Genomic DNA, 18,717 nt, shown 5'->3' on the forward strand with positions numbered 1-18,717 from the left:
GGGCCCGGGTAACCGCTCCCCCATGGGTCAGATCCTGGTGGGCACGTGTTCCTGGACCGACCGGGCACTGGTGGGCAGCGGCTGGTACCCCCCGGGCCGGCGGGACGCCGAGGGCCGGTTACGGCACTACGCCGGGCAGTTCGGTGTGGTCGAGGTCGACGCCTCCTACTACGCGCTGCCGGGCGAGCGGAACAGCCGGTTGTGGGCCGAGCGGACACCGGACGGGTTCGTCTTCGATGTGAAGGCGTTCTCGCTGCTCACCGGGCATCCCACCCGGCAGGCGGTGATGCCGGAGGGGCTGCCTGCCGAGCACCGGGACCCGGCGGTGCTCGACCGGGTGTGGGCCAGGTTCGCAGCCGGGATCGAGCCGCTTCGGGCAGCCGGGCGGCTCGGGAGCGTGCTGTTCCAGTTCCCGCCCTGGTTCCGGCCCGGGCAGCGGGCGGAGGCGTTCCTTCGGGAGTGCGCCGAGCGGGCCGCGGGCTGGCCGCTCGCCGTGGAGTTCCGGCATCCCTCCTGGTGGGAGCCGGGACAGGCCGAGGCGACGGGTGCGCTGCTCGCCCGGCACGGCATGGCCGCGGTCGCCGTCGACATGACGCAGACGCTCGCGTCCTCCGTGCCGCCCGTCACCCCGGTGACCTCGCCCCGGCTATCCGTCGTGCGGTTCCACGGCCGCAGCACGGCGTGGGGGACCGGCAGCAAGGAGGACCGGTTCCGGTACGCGTACGGCGAGGAGGAACTCGCCGAGTGGCTGCCCCGCGTGCGGCGGCTGGCCGAACGTACCGAGCAGGTCCACGTGCTGTTCAACAACTGCTGCGGGGACGCCGCCGTCCGCGCCGCCGAGGCCATGGCCCGGCTCCTCGACCGGGACCCCCCGGCGGCACGGCTCCCTAGGGCGCGATCCGCACCCGGCGCTCCACCGACACCTGATCCACGTCCGACACCCGCACGGTCGTCTTCATCGTCCAGTTCCCGGCGAGCGGCAGGTTGACGGAGTTGGTGCTCCAGTAGCCGCCCCGGTCGACGAGCTCGGCGTCGATCGGGCCGACCTTCCGGGAGGGCAGGCTGAAGGTGATGCGGACCTCGGGGACGACGGTCAGGCCCTTGTCGGAGCCGGCGACCACCGCCTGGATGCCGTTCTCGCCGACGCGGGCCGGGTCCAGGGTGACCTGGACCGTGCCGCGTCCGCTCACGGATGCGGTGCCGGTGTCGTAGGGCACGGTGACCAGGGTGGTGGGGGGCAGCGCGCCCGCCGGGGCCTGCCGGGCCGCCTCGGCCTGGGCGCGGGCCGGGAGGGTCCCCGTGAGCACGGTGGTGACCATCAGCACCACCGCGGCGACGGCGACCTCCACCAGGACGGACCGGCGCAGCAGGCGCCGGGCGTCCGGACCGGCTCCAGGCACGTAAGGCTCCTCGGCCCCCTTGTCCGGCGTCCCCTTGTCCGGCGTCCCGGGCTCCCCGGCGCCCAGGCCGTCCGCCGGTTCCCCGGGCTCCTTGGGGCCCTTGGCGTCCGCCGGTGCCCCGACCGGCTGCGGGACCCGCTCCCGGACGGCGGCCGCCCGGGTGACGGCCGCGGGGGCCGCGATCCGTGCCGTCCAGCGCCGTGAGTATCGGGCCGCCAGCAGCAGCACGGCCACCCCGGCCAGTTTGGCGAGCAGCAGACGGCCGTACGACGTGCCGGACAGCGCGGACAGGGAGCCGAGGCCGCGCCAGGACTGGTAGACGCCCGTGACGGCCAGGACGGTCACCGCGGTGAAGGCGATCCGGGAGAAGCGGGGGACGACCTCGGCCAGGTCGTCCGCCGGGTCGCCGCCGGAGGAGCGGCGCAGGGTCAGCAGCAGCGCCACCAGGCCGCCGAGCCAGACGCCCGTCGCCAGCAGGTGCAGCACGGACGATGTCATCGCCAGCGGCACCTGGATCCCGGCGGAGGCGTGCTCGGCCGCAGCCCAGGTCAGGGCCAGGGCCGCGGCCAGGGCGGTGCCGCCGGCCAGGACGAGCGGCCGCTGTCCGGCGTCACGGCGCCTGGACAGCCACATCAGGAAGGCCGCGGTCAGCAGGAGGACGGCCAGCCGGGCGAGCAGGGCCTGGCCCGGGCGGCCGGTCACGGTTCGGCCGAGGGCGTCGGCGTCGAACGCGGCGGCCGGGCCGGTGCCCGCCTCGTACGGGGCGCGCAGCAGGAGCAGGACGACCGTCGAGCCCAGCAGCGTCCACCAGGCCGCCACCAGCGGCCGGCGCAGCGCGGTGGTGTCCGCGGGCCGGCAGAGCAGGGCGAACGCGGCCAGGCCGACGAGCAGCGCGCCGGCGAGATAGGCGAGGTAGCGGGCGGCGTCGTTGAGGCCGCCCGTCAGCGGGTCCTCGGTGGGACCCGTGTCGATCCGGGTGGTCGTCGCCGAACGCTTCCCCACGGAGAAGGAGAAGGCGCCGGAGACCGGGTGGCTGTCGGCGGAGACCACCCGCCAGGCCACTGTGTAGGTGCCCTGGGCGAGCTTGCGGGGCAGACCGATCCGGGCGGTGTCGGAGCGGCCGTCGGCGTGCGTGGCCTCGCCGGTGTGGACCCGGCGCTGGTCGGGGCCGAACACCCGGAAGGAGTCGTCGAGCAGGCCCACGGACTCGGTGAAGGTCAGGGTGACGTGACGGGGGGCCTTCCGGACGAGGGATCCGTCGTCGGGATCGGTGCCGCGCAGGGCGGCGTGAGCGGAGGCGGGGGCTGCTCCGGCGAGGAGCAGCACCAGCACGGTGCCGAGCAGCACCAGGGCCTGGAATCGCCGGGGGCGTCCGACATTGCGATCCTCGTTCCGCCGTTGGTCCACGTGGTTCTCCGGGGTCGGGCTGGACGGCTCCGGGTTGAGTACGGACGGGATCGGTGCAGTGCTCAACGGGCTCGGGACGCAGGCCCGGTCAGTCCTGCGATCCTCTGGTCAGTCCTGCGATCTTGTCGGCCACCGCCGGGTAGCCGGCCGTCAGTTCCGCGGCGTCCCCGTGCTCGTAGCCGTCGAAGGTGAAGCCGGGCGCCATCGTGCAGCCGAACAGGGTCCACTGCCCGGCTCCGTGCACCGTCCCGCCCATCCACGTGCCCGCGGGAACCGTGAACTGGACGTGCTGTCCGTGCAGGACGTCCGGCCCGAGCACCACCGTCCGCGCGGTGCCGTCCGGGTCGAGCAGCAACAGTTCCAGGGGATCGCCCCGGTAGAAGTGCCAGATCTCGTCCGTCGGCAGGCGGTGGAGGGCGGAGAAGTCGTCCGCCGTCAGCAGCGCGACGATCGCCGTGCCCTCCGGCCTGCCGTCGGCTCGTTCGGGGCCGGCCCAGGTCTGGCGGAACAGGCCGCCTTCACGCGGGATCGGCTCCAGGCGGTAGTGGGCGATGAGGTCCTCGGGGGTCACCCGGGGAACAGTATCTCCCGCTCCAGGAAGGCGAGCCGGGCCTTCTTCTCCGGCAGGTACACGTCCGGCAGGTCGATCTCGGGCAGGACCACGACCGGGCCGGGAGTGAAGCCGAGCCTGAGGAAACGGTCGATCGCCTTCTCGTTGCGCAGGTCCGGGTCGACCACGATGCGCCGGCGGTCCATACCGCGCAGGACGTACCCGGCGATGGCCGTCACCAGCCCGGCGGTCCAGCCGTGCCGTCCGCCGCCCGGGCCCGCGGGAGCGAGGAGCAGGTGGATGCCGATGTCGCCGGGGCGGACCTCGTAGCACTCGCTCACGCGGTCGGCCTCCGGCTCGTAGGTCTGCAGGAGCGCGACCGGTTCGCCCTGCCGGACGACGAGGTGGGCGTGGTGCGTGTCGAGCGTGGCCATGTGGGCGTAGACGTCCGCGACCTGTCGTTCGGTCAGGTCGGTCATGCCCCAGAAGACGGCCCGGTCCTCGCGCACCCAGCGGTGGATCACGGCGGCGTCCGCGCCGGGGTCCAGCGGCAGGACACGGACGGTGCCGAAGCCGTCGGTCATCTCCTCGTGGACACAGGGGCGGGAGGCGTACGGGTCAGACATCGGTTTCCTTCTTCAGCAGGGACCAGTCGGTGACGACCGGGACGAGGTCTCCCGCGAGCCACAGCGGGAGCTGGTCGCGGTGGTGGGGCGAGCCGGGGACGCCCGAGGCGCCGAGCGGGACCACCCAGCGGCTGTCCTCGCGCCGGGCCAGGTCCCAGACGTACCGGGCGGCCGGGCCCCGGGCGGCGCGGTCGGTGAGGCCCGGCACGCCCGAGGTGCACAGCACGCAGTCGTGGTCGCCGGACAGCCCCGGTTCGTCGTAGGGCTGCTCCGGCTCCAGGGCCCGCCAGGGGGTGAGGCGGTGGGTGTCGCCCCAGACCCCGGCCGGCGGACGCAACGCCACCTCCTCGATCGCCGCGCGGACGGCCGCCGGACGGTCGATGCCGTACAGGTCCCCGGCCCGCAGCAGGTGTTCGAGGGCGAAGCCGACCCGCGGGACGAGGGCGAGCCAGGGCTGGAACACCTCCGGGTAGGCCGGCGGGGTGGTGAGCGCGGCGAACGCCGGGTGCGCCGCGAGCCGCCGTACGACCGCTCCGCGCACGGCGGCGTAGAGGGCCGCGTCGGCGCTGCCTGCGTCCATGCGGCGGTCCCAGCGCTGGAGCCGGTCCCGGAGGGCGGCGGCCTCGGGGGTGAGACCGTCGAGGGCGTCCAGGCGGTCCAGGAGCGGGGACGCGGAGGCCAGGTGGGTGTCGGTGTGCAGGGCGGGCATGTCGGCGGCGGACCAGCGCTCCTTTCCCGCGAGCAGCGCGGTGATGCGGTCGGCGCGGTGCGGCGGGGCGAACTCGACGCCCAGGGGTTCGGCCGGGCCGCGCTGGTTGGCCATGACGGCGATGCCGTCGGTGAGCCCGGCACGCGGTGACACGTCCCAGCCCCGCCACTCGTGCCCGGGCTCCCACGCGGGCACCAGGCGCAGCCGGTTGGCCTGGGCGCGCAGCGGCACCCGCCCGGCCACGCGGTGCAGGACACCGCCCTCGGTGTCGGCGGCCTGCACGACGTTGACCGGCTCGGCCCAGCGGTCGAAGGCCCGGTCCACATCGCCGACGTGACGGGCCCGCAACAGCGGCAGCAGCGCACTGAAGCCGAGGTCGCCGGTGACCCTGGGCGGGTAGCGCAGACTGACCGCCACGGGCACGCCCGGAGGGCCGGCCGGGTGGTCCGGGCCGCCCGGCCGCGGCGAGCCCGCCGGGGCATCCGCGCCCGCCAGGTCACCGCCCGGCTCCCGCGGGCCTGCCGGGTCTCCCGGCGCCGCCGGCTCCGGCGGACCGTCCTCGCGCGCCGGGTCCGCCGGATCGCCGTCGATGCCCTCGGGGCCGCCGATGATCAGAGGACCCCGGTCCGTCTCGATCACCTCGACCTCGACCGGCTCCTCGCCCGCCACCTCGATCGTCTCGGTGTGCCGGGACGCCCGCCGCCAGACACCGTCCGGGCCGAGGGCCTCCACGCCGGCGCCGGTGCGTCGCAGCCGCTCCCGGTAGAGGTCCTGGTAGTCGGCCATGGCGTTGGTGATCGCCCAGGCGACCGTGCCGGTGTGCCCGAAGTGGGCGATGCCGGGAACGCCGGGGACGGCCAGGCCCACGACGTCGAACTCGGGGCAGGACAGGTGGATCTGCTGGTAGACGCCGGGGTCCTCGATCCAGCGGTGGGGGTCGCCCGCGATGACGGCCCGCCCGGTGACCGTCCGCCCGCCGCCGACCAGCCAGCCGTTGCTGCCGGAGGTGCCGGGGCCGTCGGTGGCGAAGAGGCCGACGGCGTCCTCGCCCAGGTGTGCGGCGACCTGCTCGCGCCAGAGCTTGGCCGGGAACCCGGCGAACAGGATGTGGGTGGCGAGCCAGACGCCCAGCGGGGTCCAGGGCTCCCAGCGGCCGGGGGTGAGACCGGTGCGGGCGAACTCCGGGGCGCCGGCGTCCGCGAGCCCCTCGTTGACCCCGTCGACGTACGCCCGCACCCAGCGCGCCGTCCCGGGGTCCCGTCTCTCCAGGTCCGCGAAACAGCGTCGCGCGGTGTCGTCGAGTCGGGCCCGTCGCGCGAACCGGTCCCAGGCCAGGGCGCTCCCGCCGAGGAAGGACGCCGAGGTGCCCTGCGCCCTGTGGCGCTCGACCTCCAGTTGCCAGGCCCGGTCGCGGGCGGTCACGAGGCCCTGCGCCCGGGCGAGTTCGGCCGCGCTGCCCGCACGCAGGTGCGGGATGCCCCAGGCGTCACGGTAGATCCCGACGGTCACGCTGTACCTCACTATCCTTTAGGTTAGCCTTGCCTAAGTCGGAGCTGTGGCCGGAATCGTACGCGAAAGGCTGAAACGCGATGGGGCAGGGGCGGGGTTGGGAGGGCGCGGTCCTCAAACTGCTGCGCGGCAAGGACTTCGAGTTCACAGTGACGGAGGTCGAGGACGTCACCCCGCACTACCGGCGGCTCCACTTCACCGACGGCGGTCTGCTGGCCGCGACCGGCGTGCACCCCACCATGTGGGTACGGCTGTGGTTCGACAACGCGGGCAAGCCGCACCAGCGGGCCTACACCCTGGTCGACCCCGACGCCGAGGCCGGCACCTTCGGCCTGGAGTTCGCCCTGCACGAGGGCTGCGCCAGCGACTGGGCGAGGGCGGCCGAGCCGGGCGACACCATCGAGGCGACCGTCCAGGGCACCGGCTTCGAGCACCCGAGCCCCGCCCCCTCGCACGTCTTCGCCGTCGGTGACCCGGCCTCGCTCCCGGCCATCAACTCCCTCCTGGACGCCCTGGGCTCCGCACCGGCCACCGTCTGGTTCGAGGGCGGCGACGACGCGCTGCCCTTCCGCACCGACCCGGACCGCCACGAACTGCGCGCGGTGCCGCGCCGGGACTCCGGCGCCCACCTGGTCGACCGCGTGAAGTCGGACCTGCCCGGCCTGCTCCGGGAGACGGCCGACCCCTTCGTCTGGATCGCCTGCGACACCGCGACGACCCGGACCCTCGCGGCGTACGTCCGCAAGGAGCTGGGGCTGCCCAGGCAGCGGGTGCACGCGCTCGGCTACTGGCGGGCGACCTGAGCAGCGGCCGGGCCCGCCCCGGGGGATGATCGGGGCATGGACGTCACTCTTCACCTCGCCCAGGACCCCGAGGCCGACGCGCTGCTCGGCCGCAGCCCGCTCGCCGCGCTGGTCGGCATGCTGCTGGATCAGCAGGTCCCCATGGAGTGGGCGTTCAAGGGCCCGGCGACGATCGCCCGGCGGCTCGGCGCGGACGACCTGGACGCGCACGAGATCGCCGCGCACGAGCCGGAGGCCTTCGCCGCGCTGCTGTCCGAGAAGCCGGCGGTGCACCGCTACCCGGGCTCCATGGCCAAGCGGATCCAGCAGCTGTGCCAGTACCTCGTCGAGCACTACGACGGTGACGCCGAGGCCGTCTGGAAGGACGTCGGCACCGGCAAGGAGCTGCTGAAACGCCTCGCCGAACTGCCCGGCTTCGGCAAGCAGAAGGCCCAGATCTTCCTGGCCCTGCTGGGCAAGCAGCTCGGCGTACGGCCCACGGGCTGGCGCGAGGCCGCGGGCTCCTACGGCGAGCCGGACTCGTTCCGCTCGGTCGCCGACATCACGAGCCCGGAGTCGCTGGTCAAGGTGCGGGCGCACAAGCAGGAGATGAAGGCGGCGGCGAAGGCGGCGAAGGCAGCGGGCAAGTAGGCCGCACCCCGCGCTCCTGGCAACGCGCACGCCAGCCGGTTCCTGGCGGCGCGCACACCAACCGCCCAGCCCGTTCCTGGCGGCGCGCACGTCGGCTGCCCGGCCCGTTCCTGGTGTGGCGGGCGTGTGCGGCCCGGTAGCGGCATGAAGCGTGTCCGGGCCCCGCAGATGCCCAGCCTCGCCGCACCACCCGCACGGCATGGGCCGTGCGGGCGGATCTCGTCGCCGGTGCGATGAACGGCGTGGCCGCCGCGGGCAGTGACCTCCCGTGACCCCCGCACCGCAGCCGGTCCCCCGCGCCCCGCGCCGGCACGTCCGGCTGCGGGTGCTCGTCCTGCTGCTCGCCCTCCTCCTGCCGGGCGCCCACGCCGAGGCGTACACCGGGGTGACGGCGCCCGTCCCCGCGGAGCACACCACCGTCGAGTGCGACCTCCTCGACACCGCCCCGCGCCCGGCACCCCGGGCCGCGCGCCGTGTCACCGACCCGCCGGCCCCCGCCCTGCCGACCGGCTCCGGACCCACGCGCCCGGCGCGGCGCTCCACGCCCGTACCGCCGAGCCCGCCGCACGACCCTCGCCCCCTGCGTTCCGAGGTCCTGCGCTGCTGACCGGACCGGCCACGCCCCGGCCCGTCCGTCAGTCCCGCAGATCCGACCCGACCAGGAACGACGAGGAACCAGTGATGCTCCAAGACCCGTACGCGGTCCTGCGCGCCCTCCTGCGCGCGGAAGCCGCCCGCAGCACCCCCAAGCCCCCCTCCCGGCCGGACACGCGGAAGCCGCCGCAGTCTCCGAAGGGGCAGGGCCGCGGCTGACCCAGCGACACGGCGGAGGCGCCCCCACGTCTCCGCCGTGCGGAGGCACTTCCTCTGACGTGTGACTCCTGCGGAAGGGCGGCGGCACGCCCGGGCACCTGCGGGGCGGCGGCGGGCGGTGTGGTCTCGCGGTCCGGCATGTTCACGCCCCTGTTCCGGGTTCATACCGCCTTGTGGGGTTTTTTTCAGCGCCGCACCTCGCCGCCATGGCTGCGCCCGGAAGGTCTTGACCGGTAGGCTTTCCGTGTGATCTTCAAGCGCATCGGAAACGGCCGGCCGTACCCCGACCACGGCCGGGAAAGCACCCGGCAGTGGGCGGACGTCGCGCCGCGCCCGGTCCGCCTCGATCAGCTCGTGACGACCAAGGGTCAGCTCGATCTGGAAACACTGCTCGCCGAGGACTCGACGTTCTACGGCGACCTCTTCGCGCACGTCGTGAAGTGGCAGGGCGATCTGTACCTGGAGGACGGACTGCACCGCGCGGTGCGGGCGGCACTCCAGCAGCGCCAGGTGCTGCACGCGCGCGTGCTCGAACTCGACTGATCCCCGGCGGTCGCGGGTTGGCCCTTTCGGGTTCCGCCGGGCGACGTCGAATGATCATCTAGTAGGCATCGTCGCCCAGGCGCACTACGCTGCGCTCATGAGCATGCTGACTCCCCCCGGCATGGGCGGCAAGTACCGCATCACGGGCAACAAGTACCCAAAGATGCGCCGGCCCCGGCGGCGCGGCAGGCTCGTCGTCCTGACCGTCGCGTCCGTCGTCGTGCTCGGCGTGGGCGGCTGGGGCACGCTGCAGCTCATCGACGTCTTCACCGGCGGCGGCCGAAAGGCCTCGGCGGCCGGTGACGCGTCGGACTGCGGCGTCACGACCAAGGCGAGCCCCTCGCCCAGCGCCAAGCCCCTGCCGCAGCCACGCACGATCACCGTCAACGTGCTCAACGCGACCACGCGCGGCGGCCTGGCGAAGAAGACCGCCGACGAGCTCAAGAAGCGCGGCTTCAAGATCGGCGACGTGGGCAACGCGACCAAGGAGTACGACAAGAAGGTCAAGGGCACCGGCCTGCTGCTCGGTCCGGCCGCCGCGCTCGACACCTCGCTGCCCGTGCTCGGCACGCAGCTCCCGGGCGCCGAACGGCGCACCGAGGCGGCCCGCAAGGGCGCCACCGTCGACCTCGTCATCGGGGACGGTTTCAAGGAACTGGCGAAGAAGCCGGACGCCGACCGGGCGCTGACCGAACTGGCCAGGCCCGAGCCGGCCCCCGAGCCGAAGAAGGGGTGCTGAGGGCCCGTCCGGCCTACTCGGCGGCCCCGTACATCCGGTCCCCCGCGTCCCCGAGGCCCGGCACGATGTAGCCGTGCTCGTTGAGCCGCTCGTCGACCGACGCGGTCACGACCGTCACCGGCGTGCCCGCCAGCTCCCGTTCCATGATCTCGACGCCCTCGGGGGCGGCCAGCAGCACCACGGCGGTCACGTCGTCGGCGCCGCGCCGGATCAGCTCCCGGATCGCCGCGACCAGCGTGCCGCCGGTGGCGAGCATCGGGTCGAGCACGTACACCTGACGGCCCGACAGGTCTTCCGGCATCCGCGTCGCGTACGTGGAGGCCTCCAGGGTCTCCTCGTTGCGGATCATGCCGAGGAAGCCCACCTCGGCGGTCGGCAGCAGCCGGACCATGCCGTCCAGCATGCCGAGGCCGGCCCGCAGGATGGGCACCACCAGCGGCCGCGGGTGGGAGAGCTTGACGCCCGTGGTCTGCGCGACCGGCGTCTGGATGTCGACCTGTTCGGTGCGCACGTCCCGCGTGGCCTCGTAGGCGAGCAGGGTGACCAGCTCGTCGGCGAGACGGCGGAAGGTCGCGGAGTCGGTGCGCTGGTCGCGCAGCGTGGTGAGCTTGTGGGCGACCAGAGGGTGGTCGACGACGTGGAGACGCATGTCCACCACAGTAACCGGGCGGGGTGCCCCGGCCTGCACGGCAAGCCCGCCGTACGGCCGTCACCCGGACGCCGGCGTCAAACCGTCCGTCCGGGGAAGGTGGGAAGGACGGACTGGGGGTGGTGAACCTGATGCCCGACCGGAAATTCCGAGACGATCCGTTGCCGCGCACCTGGCCAGGGACGGGCCCGACGCCCGACCGGCCGGACGGGACCGACGAGTCCGACGCCGAGCGGCGCCGCCGTCGCGCCCGCTTCCTGCGCGACCTGGCCGAGGCCCGGGCGCTGCGCGACCGCGTCCAGCCGCGCCGCGCCAAGACGGCCCGGCTGCGGCACGCGATGCGCATGCGCACCTTCCGCTGGTAGGAAACGGGTGCGGAAACCTCCGGCAAAGATCACGAACCGCGCGGAGGTTGTCGCGGGTGACCGTGCGTGCAGCAGGGCAAATCCGCGTACGATCCGCAGGTGGCGGCAACGAGCGTGCGGGCAGAACTGCCGGACACAGGGAGCCGAAGACGTCCCCTGAACGCCTTGTTTCTGCCACGATTCCGAGTGGGTGGGGCTCGGACGAGCACTCCCCGCCCGTAACCTCCGCCGGGGGGACCCCCAACCGGCACGCCTATGACCAGTGGGAGAGTCACGGTGTACTTCGCCGCACTGCTCGCGCGCACCGAAGACGGGTGGGAAGCGAGCGACACGGAGCTCGACGATGTGGAAACCCTGTCGGATCTCGCCGACCTGGCCCGTGAAGCCTCCCCCGACGAGGACACGGTGCTCGTGCTCATCGAGCAGGAGGACGCCTGGTTCGGCGTCGTCCGCGTCGACGGCGAGGAGGATCCTCGCATCTACGTGTCGGACGCCGCCGCCGCTGCCCGCAGCAGCTACGGCGAGATCCTGCTCACCGACGAGCTGCTGGGCCGCGATCCGGACGACGGGGACGACCTCGACGCCCTCGACCTCGACGGCACGGAGGACGGTGAGTCCGACGAGGACGACGACGCCGAGGACGGTGCCGGGGCCGCCGGCTCCGCCGAGTCCGTGCCGCACGGACCGGTCGGCGACGCCCTGATCCTCGACGACCTCGGCGTCAGCGAGAAGGAGCTGCGGCTGATGTCGACGGACGCCGTCACCGAGATCGCCGAGTCCCTGGGCGCCTCGGAGACCCTGGAGACCGTCCGCTGACCGGTCGTACCGGCGCGGACGCGGGAGTCCCGGATCCGGTCCGGGACCCCTGGCGGCCCGCCATGCGGCGCGCCCTGGACGAGGCCGCCGAGGCCGTACGGGGCGGGGACGTCCCCGTCGGCGCCGTCGTCCTGGCCCCGGACGGCACGACCGTGCTCGCGGCCGGGCACAACGAACGCGAGGCCGGTGGCGATCCGACGGCCCACGCGGAGCTCCTCGCGCTGCGGCGGGCCGCGGCCTCCCTCGGGGCGTGGCGACTGACCGGCTGCACCCTCGTGGTCACGCTGGAGCCCTGCACGATGTGCGCGGGCGCGATCCAGCAGTCCCGCGTGGAGCGGCTCGTCTACGGCGCCCGCGACGAGAAGGCCGGCGCGGCCGGCTCCCTCTGGGACCTCGTCCGCGACCGGCGGCTCAACCACCGGCCCGAGGTGATCGAGGGCGTGCTCGCCGAGGAGTGCGCCGGGCTGCTCACCGCGTTCTTCCGCGGCCGCTGAATACCGATTTCAAAGCACGCGGCACCTTGCTGTAAGGTCTCCCTCGGTAGCGTGTCCGAGCGGCCGAAGGAGCTCGCCTCGAAAGCGAGTGTGGCGCAAGTCACCGAGGGTTCAAATCCCTCCGCTACCGCTTCAGAAGGGCCCCGTCGTCAGGCGGGGCCCTTCGTGCGATCTGCCTCTTCGGGTGATCCGCCCTTCGTGCGATCATGTGCGCTGCATGGGACACCAGTGACAGGGGAGGCCGCGATGGCGGTGAACGCCAAGAAGGTCGCCGTCTACGCCGTCGTGGTCTTCGCGCTGTACGTGATCATCACGGACCCGGCCAAGGCCGCCGACTACGTGCAGATAGGCTTCCAGGGCATTTCGGACGCCGCCAAGGCCCTCGGCGACTTCGCCACATGGGTCGCCAACGGAGGAAAGTGATGATCCGCCACCTGGTGCTCTTCAAGCTCAACGAGGGCGTCGAGCGTGACGACCCCCGCGTAGTGAAGGGCGTCGAGGCCTTCCGCGCGCTCGGCGACACCATCCCGGAGCTGCGCCACTGGGAGCTCGGCTGGAACGTCAGCGACCGCCCCATCGCGTACGACTTCGCCATCAACTCGGCCTGCGACGACGCGGACGCGCTGCGGCGGTACGTGGAGCACCCGGACCACCAGGCGGGGGTCGCCCTGTGGCGGGAGTTCGCCACGTGGGTGATCGCGGACTACGAGTTCTGAGACCGGTTCCGAGACCGGCCACTCCGGGCCCCCTGTCGCTTCGACCGGGGGCTCTTCTGTTGCCCGCGTTAACTTGCGGGGCTTTCATCACTCAACACGTAGTTATGGGGTGCTTGCACACAGTGCACATGTCTTGTGATGCTATGACCGCTTTTGATGGAAGAGTTGACGGATGAGTTGACGATGACGAGGTGGAGTTGACCGTGCTGGCCAGTACCGCACCTCAGGCACCGTCCGCTCAGGCACCCTCCCCTCAAGCACCGGCCCCTCAAGCACCAGCCGCTCAAGCACCGGCCGCCCAAGCACCGGCCGCCCAAGCACCGGCCGCTCAAGCTCAAGGTGCGCCGGCTCAGGCCGCGTCGCCGGAAGCCGCTCCGGCGGTGGCCCAGCGGAGCAGTCGTGGCGCCGACACCCGGGCCCTCACCCAGGTCCTCTTCGCGCAGCTCAAGGAGCTCCAGCCGGGCACCCCGGAGCACGACCGCGTACGCGGGGCGCTCATCGAGGCGAACCTCCCGCTCGTGCGCTACGCGGCCGCCCGGTTCCGCTCCCGCAACGAGCCGATGGAGGACGTCGTCCAGGTCGGCACGATCGGGCTCATCAACGCCATCGACCGCTTCGACCCGGACCGCGGCGTGCAGTTCCCGACGTTCGCCATGCCGACCGTGGTCGGCGAGATCAAGCGGTACTTCCGCGACAACGTCCGCACGGTGCACGTGCCGCGCCGGCTGCACGAGCTGTGGGTGCAGGTCAACAGCGCGACGGAGGACCTGACGACCTCCTTCGGACGGACCCCGACGACCACGGAGATCGCCGAGCGGCTGCGCATCACCGAGGACGAGGTGCTGTCCTGCATCGAGGCCGGGCGGTCGTACCACGCGACGTCCCTGGAGGCCGCGCAGGAGGGTGACGGCCTGCCGGGACTGCTGGACCGGCTCGGCTACGAGGATCCCGCGCTGGACGGCGTGGAGCACCGCGACCTCGTACGGCACCTGCTGGTCCAGCTGCCCGAGCGGGAACAGCGGATCCTGCTGCTGCGGTACTACAGCAATCTCACGCAGTCCCAGATCTCCGCGGAGCTCGGCGTCTCGCAGATGCACGTGTCGCGGCTACTCGCGCGTAGCTTCCAGCGGTTGCGGTCTGCGAACCGCATCGACGCATAACCGCAAACACTGGCGAGAGGTCACCGTCGGGAGGGAATCGCCCATCAGGGCGGTTGCCGACAGTTGAGAGCCGAAAAGTCGTCAGACCCCTTGTTTGCAGGGCGAATTCGCGTCTCAGATGTCGACATGTCACTACAGCGTGTTGCCGACATGTGACATTCTGCGGGAAGCGCGTTTGCCGGAGCTCCGGCTCCGGTATTCAGGTGAAGGCTGCGTTCCTCAAGCGGGGGCGTTCGCCGCGACCGTCCCGCGACCCAAAGGGGGTGGCATGTCCGCAGAACAGGGCAGCTCGAAGGTGCTCACGCTCGCGGAGAGCGAGACAGCTCCCCATGCTCTCGACTCACTCGGCTCCATCGATGACGTGCCGGCCCCCGCGGCCGAGCCCGTTCCGGTCCTTCCGGCTGCGGGCGCCATCGACACCCGCACCCTGTCCCGCTCCCTGTTCCTGCGACTGGCCGCGCTCGACGAGGACAGCCCCGAGCGGGCGTACGTCCGCGACACGCTGATCGAGCTGAACCTGCCGCTCGTGCGCTACGCCGCCGCGCGGTTCCGGTCGCGGAACGAACCGATGGAGGACATCGTCCAGGTCGGCACGATCGGGCTGATCAAGGCGATCGACCGGTTCGACTGCGAACGGGGCGTGGAGTTCCCGACGTTCGCGATGCCGACGGTGGTCGGGGAGATCAAGCGGTTCTTCCGGGACACGTCGTGGTCGGTGCGGGTGCCGCGCAGGCTGCAGGAGCTGCGCCTCGCGCTCACCAAGGCGAGTGACGAGCTGTCACAGAAGCTGGACCGGTCGCCGACGGTCACCGAACTGGCCGCCGTGCTCGGGGTGTCCGAGGAGGACGTCGTCGACGGGCTGGCGGTGGGGAACGCGTACACGGCGTCCTCGCTGGACTCGCCCGCGCCGGAGGACGACGGCGGTGAGGGGTCGCTGGCGGACCGCCTGGGGTACGAGGACACCGCGCTGGAGGGTGTGGAGTACCGGGAGTCCCTGAAGCCGCTGCTGGCGAAGCTGCCGCCGCGGGAACGGCGGATCATCATGCTGCGGTTCTTCGCGAACATGACGCAGTCGCAGATCGGCGAGGAGGTCGGCATCTCGCAGATGCACGTCTCGCGACTGCTGACGCGAACGCTGGCGCAGCTGCGGGAAGGTCTGATCTCGGACTGACCGGGTCCTCACCGACCCAGAGGGCTGGGGGCGCGGCCGTTCGGGCCGCGCCGTCCGCCTGCGCCTGTCCCGGCGTACGTCTTACGACAGCGCCAGCCAAGCCACCGCCGCGACGATCGCCACGGCGACGACCACGCCGAGGATGACGCCGACACGCGGGCCGCTGTTGGTGGATGCCGCCGCCTGACGGCCCTGCGGGGCCTCGTCGACGAACGCGCGGAACATCTGGGTGCTGCCGGCGGGGTCGTGATTGCCCTGCGGGGCCTGGTTGTTAGCCATGGCCCGAGACCCTAGCGAAAACGGCGGGGCTCCCCAAGTGGGGGTTGGGGTTCCGTTTGGACCCGAGCGACCCCTGCCGCCGGGCTCACCACCAGCACGTTTACTCCCGCAATACTTGCCTTTGCCAAGTTTTTATGCCGCACCCGCCGCTTTTATTTGCCTGTAGCAACCAACAGCTCCTATGGTTGCCCTAAGCAACGAAAGCGGGAGGTGTCATGGCCGAAAAGGCGCAGTACGAAGAGCTGGTCCGCCAGTTCAGCGCCTTCGGTGCCGTGAAGCGGGAGCTCGGCCGGATCATGCCCGCCGAGTGCCCCGGCGGGTCGGCAGCCGTTCTGACGCTGCTGGGACGCCACGGCGACATGCGCATGAGCAAGCTCGCCGAACTGCTGGCGGTGGACATGTCGGTCACCAGCCGGCACGTCGCGCACGTCGTGGACCGGGGCTGGATCGAACGCTCCCCCGACCCGGCGGACAAACGCTCACGCATCCTGCGCCTCACACCCGCGGGCCACGCACAGCTCGACGAGCTGTCCCGGCGGACCACCGAAGTCCTCGCCGAGCGCCTGAGCGACTGGACCGACGAGGACGTCGGCCGGCTCACGGACCTCATGGCCCGGCTGCGGGAGAGCTTCGACTGCCGGCCCGGGACCCGGGCCGCACCGGCCGCTTTCGGCCAGACCACCCGTACACCCGCAAGCACGTAAGAAAAGGAAGCCCATGGCAACGACCACACCAGCCGGTGTGCGGGCTCATGCCAAGCACGGGGGAGGCTCCCACGGCTCCTCCGGCGACGGCGCTCCGATGACGCACCGGCAGATCATGGAGGCCCTCACCGGCCTGCTGCTCGGCATGTTCGTCGCGATCCTGTCGTCGACGATCGTCTCCAACGCCCTGCCCCGGATCATCGGCGACCTCGGCGGCGGCCAGAGCGCCTACACCTGGGTCGTCACCGCGTCCCTGCTGACGATGACCGCCTCCACCCCGCTGTGGGGCAAGCTCGCCGACCTGTTCTCCAAGAAGCTGCTGATCCAGCTCGCGCTGGTCGTGTTCGTACTGGGGTCGGCGGCGGCCGGCATGTCGCAGAACCCTGGCATGCTCATCACGTTCCGCGCCGTCCAGGGCATCGGGATGGGCGGGCTGTCCGCGCTGGCCCAGATCATCATGGCGGCGATGATCTCGCCGCGTGAGCGCGGGCGTTACAACGGCTACCTCGGTGCCGTCTTCGCCACCGCCATGGTCGGCGGCCCCCTGGTCGGCGGTGTCATCACCGACACCGACTGGCTCGGCTGGCGCTGGTGCTTCTACGTCGGCGTGCCCTTCGCCGTGATCGCCCTGATCGTGCTGCAGAAGACTCTGCACCTGCCCGTCGTGAAGCGGAAGGTCAAGGTCGACTGGGCCGGCGCCTTCTTCATCACCGCGGCCGTCTGCCTGCTGCTCATCTGGGTGACCTTCGCCGGCGACAAGTACGACTGGATCTCCTGGCAGACGTACGCGATGGTCGGCGGGTCCGTGGTGCTGCTGGCACTGTTCGTCCTCGTCGAGGCGAAGGCCAGCGAGCCGATCATCCCGCTGCGGCTGTTCCGCAACCGCACCATCACGCTGGCCTCCGTGGCCTCCCTGTTCGTCGGCGTCGCGATGTTCTCCGGCACCGTCTTCTTCAGCCAGTACTTCCAGCTGGCGCGGGACAAGTCCCCGACGATGTCCGGTGTGATGACGATCCCGATGATCGCGGGTCTCTTCGTCTCCTCCACCGTCTCCGGGCAGGTCATCACCCGGACCGGCCGCTGGAAGGGATGGCTGCTGGCCGGCGGTGTGCTGGTGACGGCCGGGCTCGGGCTGCTGGGCACGATCCGGTACGACACCGAGTACTGGCACATAGCGATCTTCATGGCGCTGATGGGCCTCGGCATCGGCATGATGATGCAGAACCTGGTGCTCTGCACGCAGAACCAGGTGGAGCCGGGCGACCTGGGCGCCGCCAGCTCCACGGTGACCTTCTTCCGGTCCCTGGGCGGTGCCATGGGCGTCTCGGCGCTGGGCGCGGTCCTGGGCAACAAGATCACCGACTACGTCAAGGACGGCCTGGCCGACCTCGGCGCGAAGGGCGCGGCCCTCGGTCATGCCGGTACCGGCGGTGGCGGCATCCCCGACCTCGACACGATGCCCGCGCCGATCCGCACCATCGTGGAGAGCGCCTACGGCCACGGTGTCGCGGACGTCTTCCTCTACTCGGCCCCGATGGCACTGCTCGCCCTGCTGGTGTCGCTGTTCATCAAGGAGGTCCCGCTGAAGACGAAGGGCGGGCTGGCGCAGGCCGCCGAGCCCGAGGCGCCTGCCGTGGCTCCCGTCGAGGCCGTCGCCGTCGAGGCTCCCGCCGCGGAGAAGGCCGCGCCGAGCTGGGCCGTGGCCGACACCGAGGTCGCCGGCGGGGCCGGACGCGAGGGGACGCAGCGGCTCGCCGCCGTCGCCACCGCGGAGCGTCCGGAGGAGACCTCCGGTGGTGTCCCGGTCCGCGGCTTCGTCCGCGGCAACGAGTCCGCGCCCGTGCCGCAGGCCGCCGTCACGCTGATCTCGCTGGCCGGACGCCAGCTGGGCCGGTCCGTGGCGCAGGCCGACGGCTCGTACACGGTGGACGCCCCGGGCTCCGGTTCGTACGTCCTGATCGCCTCCGCCGACGGCTTCCAGCCGCAGGCCTCCACGGTCGTCGTGAACGGCGAGCCGGTCGCCTACGACATCCTGCTCAGCGGCACCAGCGGGCTGACCGGCCTGGTGCGCTCCGCCGAGGGCGGGCAGCCGGTCAAGGACGCCATGGTCATCGTGACGGACGTGCGCGGGGACCTGCTGGCCAACGGGATCACGGGTGAGCAGGGCGAGTTCTCCTTCGCCGAGCTGGTGCCGGGGGCGGTGACCGTCGCGGTGAACGCCGCCGGGTACCGGCCGCGCGCCCTGCCCGTCGAGGTGGGCGGCGCCGGGGTCACCCGGGTCGAGATCGACCTGGACGCGGGCGCCCGTGTCCAGGGTGTCGTCCGCGCCCCGCACGGCCCGCTGGCCGATGCCCGGGTGACCCTGGTCGACCAGGCGGGCAACGTCGTCGGCTCGGCCACGACCGGGACGGACGGGGCGTACGCCTTCACCGATCTGGACGGCGGCGAGTACACCGTGATCGCCACGGGTTACCCGCCGGTGGCCACCGCCCTGACCGTCACGGGCGCCGGCACCGACGCCCACGACATCGAACTCGCCCACCCCGGCGAGTAGCCACGACCCCGGCCCGTGACAGGGGTGGGCGCGCTCTGAGCGGAGGTGCGCCCCCTGTCACGGGCCGGTTTCTTTCTGAG

General features: G+C 72.4%; 22 protein-coding genes and 1 tRNA gene. 17 read left to right on the forward strand and 6 right to left on the reverse strand.

All coding sequences use genetic code 11. From position 1 onward, the window contains the following. Positions 1–22: 22 nt before the first annotated feature. Positions 23–988, forward strand: a complete 966-nt coding sequence (locus ACIQU3_RS09685; RefSeq protein WP_403742815.1) for a DUF72 domain-containing protein — start codon at positions 23–25, stop codon at positions 986–988. On the opposite strand, the gene ACIQU3_RS09690 is transcribed toward ACIQU3_RS09685, so the two are convergent. From ACIQU3_RS09690 to ACIQU3_RS09705, 4 genes are all read right to left on the reverse strand, one after another. Next, a complete protein-coding gene (locus ACIQU3_RS09690) occupies positions 888–2,747 on the reverse strand; it encodes a copper resistance protein CopC (protein ID WP_403743015.1) in 1,860 nt (619 codons plus the stop codon). The two genes, ACIQU3_RS09685 and ACIQU3_RS09690, sit on opposite strands and share 101 nt — an antisense overlap. A 148-nt stretch (positions 2,748–2,895) precedes the next feature. After that, entirely contained in the window at positions 2,896–3,378 is a 483-nt protein-coding gene (locus ACIQU3_RS09695; RefSeq protein ID WP_403742812.1) for a cupin domain-containing protein, read from the reverse strand. Then, positions 3,375–3,983: a GNAT family N-acetyltransferase gene (locus ACIQU3_RS09700; RefSeq protein WP_403742809.1), complete on the reverse strand. Its 609-nt coding sequence runs from the start codon at positions 3,981–3,983 to the stop codon at positions 3,375–3,377. Before ACIQU3_RS09700 ends, ACIQU3_RS09695 begins: the two co-directional genes overlap by 4 nt. Then, a complete protein-coding gene (locus ACIQU3_RS09705; RefSeq protein ID WP_403924242.1) occupies positions 3,976–6,201 on the reverse strand; it encodes a penicillin acylase family protein in 2,226 nt (741 codons plus the stop codon). The genes ACIQU3_RS09700 and ACIQU3_RS09705 overlap by 8 nt, the downstream gene beginning before the upstream one ends. A gap of 80 nt (positions 6,202–6,281) precedes the next feature. Here ACIQU3_RS09705 and ACIQU3_RS09710 point away from each other — a divergent pair, with 80 nt between their 5' ends. The 6 genes from ACIQU3_RS09710 to ACIQU3_RS09735 all read left to right on the forward strand — a co-directional run bounded on the left by ACIQU3_RS09710 (position 6,282) and on the right by ACIQU3_RS09735 (position 9,729). Further along, positions 6,282–7,004, forward strand: a complete 723-nt coding sequence (locus tag ACIQU3_RS09710; protein ID WP_403742802.1) for a siderophore-interacting protein — start codon at positions 6,282–6,284, stop codon at positions 7,002–7,004. A 36-nt stretch (positions 7,005–7,040) separates the two neighbouring features. Further along, a complete protein-coding gene (locus ACIQU3_RS09715) occupies positions 7,041–7,634 on the forward strand; it encodes an HhH-GPD-type base excision DNA repair protein (protein ID WP_403742798.1) in 594 nt (197 codons plus the stop codon). A 268-nt stretch (positions 7,635–7,902) separates the two neighbouring features. Then, positions 7,903–8,241, forward strand: coding sequence for a hypothetical protein (locus ACIQU3_RS09720; protein ID WP_403924245.1), 339 nt, complete (start codon positions 7,903–7,905; stop codon positions 8,239–8,241). 74 nt (positions 8,242–8,315) lie between these two features. Beyond that, complete coding sequence (locus tag ACIQU3_RS09725) at positions 8,316–8,447, forward strand: hypothetical protein (RefSeq protein WP_403742792.1); 132 nt, start codon at positions 8,316–8,318, stop codon at positions 8,445–8,447. A 246-nt stretch (positions 8,448–8,693) separates the two neighbouring features. Next, positions 8,694–8,990 carry a type II toxin-antitoxin system VapB family antitoxin gene (locus tag ACIQU3_RS09730; protein WP_003999914.1) on the forward strand — a complete coding sequence of 99 codons (297 nt, stop codon included), beginning with the start codon at positions 8,694–8,696 and terminating at the stop codon, positions 8,988–8,990. A 121-nt stretch (positions 8,991–9,111) separates the two neighbouring features. Beyond that, entirely contained in the window at positions 9,112–9,729 is a 618-nt protein-coding gene (locus ACIQU3_RS09735) for a LytR C-terminal domain-containing protein (protein WP_403743012.1), read from the forward strand. Between the two features lie 13 nt (positions 9,730–9,742). Here the strand turns inward: ACIQU3_RS09735 and upp are convergent, their stop codons facing one another. Continuing rightward, complete coding sequence (gene upp, locus ACIQU3_RS09740) at positions 9,743–10,378, reverse strand: uracil phosphoribosyltransferase (RefSeq protein ID WP_234848532.1); 636 nt, start codon at positions 10,376–10,378, stop codon at positions 9,743–9,745. A gap of 131 nt (positions 10,379–10,509) precedes the next feature. Here upp and ACIQU3_RS09745 point away from each other — a divergent pair, with 131 nt between their 5' ends. The 8 genes from ACIQU3_RS09745 to ACIQU3_RS09780 all read left to right on the forward strand — a co-directional run bounded on the left by ACIQU3_RS09745 (position 10,510) and on the right by ACIQU3_RS09780 (position 15,100). Next, on the forward strand, positions 10,510–10,743 hold the full coding sequence (locus ACIQU3_RS09745) for a hypothetical protein (RefSeq protein WP_234848531.1): 234 nt from the start codon (positions 10,510–10,512) through the stop codon (positions 10,741–10,743). A gap of 276 nt (positions 10,744–11,019) precedes the next feature. Further along, complete coding sequence (locus ACIQU3_RS09750) at positions 11,020–11,559, forward strand: hypothetical protein (protein ID WP_403743007.1); 540 nt, start codon at positions 11,020–11,022, stop codon at positions 11,557–11,559. Between the two features lie 62 nt (positions 11,560–11,621). Continuing rightward, a complete protein-coding gene (gene tadA, locus ACIQU3_RS09755) occupies positions 11,622–12,053 on the forward strand; it encodes a tRNA adenosine(34) deaminase TadA (RefSeq protein ID WP_403924247.1) in 432 nt (143 codons plus the stop codon). Between the two features lie 45 nt (positions 12,054–12,098). Then, positions 12,099–12,183, forward strand: a tRNA-Ser gene (locus tag ACIQU3_RS09760). Positions 12,184–12,299: 116 nt separating this feature from the next. Beyond that, complete coding sequence (locus ACIQU3_RS09765) at positions 12,300–12,476, forward strand: hypothetical protein (protein WP_366715726.1); 177 nt, start codon at positions 12,300–12,302, stop codon at positions 12,474–12,476. Continuing rightward, on the forward strand, positions 12,476–12,769 hold the full coding sequence (locus ACIQU3_RS09770) for a Dabb family protein (protein ID WP_234848528.1): 294 nt from the start codon (positions 12,476–12,478) through the stop codon (positions 12,767–12,769). The genes ACIQU3_RS09765 and ACIQU3_RS09770 overlap by 1 nt, the downstream gene beginning before the upstream one ends. 191 nt (positions 12,770–12,960) lie before the next feature. Then, a complete protein-coding gene (locus ACIQU3_RS09775; protein ID WP_403924250.1) occupies positions 12,961–13,929 on the forward strand; it encodes an RNA polymerase sigma factor SigF in 969 nt (322 codons plus the stop codon). 268 nt (positions 13,930–14,197) lie between these two features. Then, positions 14,198–15,100, forward strand: coding sequence for an RNA polymerase sigma factor SigF (locus ACIQU3_RS09780; protein WP_403924252.1), 903 nt, complete (start codon positions 14,198–14,200; stop codon positions 15,098–15,100). Between the two features lie 81 nt (positions 15,101–15,181). Here the strand turns inward: ACIQU3_RS09780 and ACIQU3_RS09785 are convergent, their stop codons facing one another. Beyond that, positions 15,182–15,379 carry a hypothetical protein gene (locus tag ACIQU3_RS09785; protein ID WP_403742774.1) on the reverse strand — a complete coding sequence of 66 codons (198 nt, stop codon included), beginning with the start codon at positions 15,377–15,379 and terminating at the stop codon, positions 15,182–15,184. A 215-nt stretch (positions 15,380–15,594) separates the two neighbouring features. On the opposite strand from ACIQU3_RS09785, the gene ACIQU3_RS09790 reads away from it, so the two are divergent. Continuing rightward, positions 15,595–16,083 (forward strand): MarR family winged helix-turn-helix transcriptional regulator, encoded by a 489-nt coding sequence (locus ACIQU3_RS09790; RefSeq protein WP_403742771.1) that lies wholly within the window; start codon positions 15,595–15,597, stop codon positions 16,081–16,083. Between the two features lie 13 nt (positions 16,084–16,096). Beyond that, complete coding sequence (locus ACIQU3_RS09795) at positions 16,097–18,637, forward strand: MFS transporter (RefSeq protein WP_403924255.1); 2,541 nt, start codon at positions 16,097–16,099, stop codon at positions 18,635–18,637. The last annotated feature ends 80 nt before the right edge of the window (positions 18,638–18,717 follow it).

This window comes from Streptomyces sp. NPDC101110 (assembly GCF_044759525.1).
Taxonomy (GTDB): domain Bacteria; phylum Actinomycetota; class Actinomycetes; order Streptomycetales; family Streptomycetaceae; genus Streptomyces.

Excerpts from the sequence above, each read along its gene's own strand:
- tadA (WP_403924247.1), top strand. The coding sequence starts at position 11,622 with ATGCGGCGCGCCCTGGACGAGGCCGCCGAGGCCGTACGGGGCGGGGAC.
- ACIQU3_RS09685 (WP_403742815.1), top strand. The coding sequence starts at position 23 with ATGGGTCAGATCCTGGTGGGCACGTGTTCCTGGACCGACCGGGCACTG.
- ACIQU3_RS09765 (WP_366715726.1), top strand. The coding sequence starts at position 12,300 with ATGGCGGTGAACGCCAAGAAGGTCGCCGTCTACGCCGTCGTGGTCTTC.
- ACIQU3_RS09770 (WP_234848528.1), top strand. The coding sequence starts at position 12,476 with ATGATCCGCCACCTGGTGCTCTTCAAGCTCAACGAGGGCGTCGAGCGT.
- ACIQU3_RS09710 (WP_403742802.1), top strand. The coding sequence starts at position 6,282 with ATGGGGCAGGGGCGGGGTTGGGAGGGCGCGGTCCTCAAACTGCTGCGC.
- ACIQU3_RS09795 (WP_403924255.1), top strand. The coding sequence starts at position 16,097 with ATGGCAACGACCACACCAGCCGGTGTGCGGGCTCATGCCAAGCACGGG.
- ACIQU3_RS09700 (WP_403742809.1), bottom strand. The coding sequence starts at position 3,983 with ATGTCTGACCCGTACGCCTCCCGCCCCTGTGTCCACGAGGAGATGACC.
- ACIQU3_RS09725 (WP_403742792.1), top strand. The coding sequence starts at position 8,316 with ATGCTCCAAGACCCGTACGCGGTCCTGCGCGCCCTCCTGCGCGCGGAA.
- ACIQU3_RS09715 (WP_403742798.1), top strand. The coding sequence starts at position 7,041 with ATGGACGTCACTCTTCACCTCGCCCAGGACCCCGAGGCCGACGCGCTG.
- ACIQU3_RS09735 (WP_403743012.1), top strand. The coding sequence starts at position 9,112 with ATGGGCGGCAAGTACCGCATCACGGGCAACAAGTACCCAAAGATGCGC.
- ACIQU3_RS09745 (WP_234848531.1), top strand. The coding sequence starts at position 10,510 with ATGCCCGACCGGAAATTCCGAGACGATCCGTTGCCGCGCACCTGGCCA.
- ACIQU3_RS09785 (WP_403742774.1), bottom strand. The coding sequence starts at position 15,379 with ATGGCTAACAACCAGGCCCCGCAGGGCAATCACGACCCCGCCGGCAGC.
- upp (WP_234848532.1), bottom strand. The coding sequence starts at position 10,378 with ATGCGTCTCCACGTCGTCGACCACCCTCTGGTCGCCCACAAGCTCACC.
- ACIQU3_RS09780 (WP_403924252.1), top strand. The coding sequence starts at position 14,198 with ATGTCCGCAGAACAGGGCAGCTCGAAGGTGCTCACGCTCGCGGAGAGC.
- ACIQU3_RS09790 (WP_403742771.1), top strand. The coding sequence starts at position 15,595 with ATGGCCGAAAAGGCGCAGTACGAAGAGCTGGTCCGCCAGTTCAGCGCC.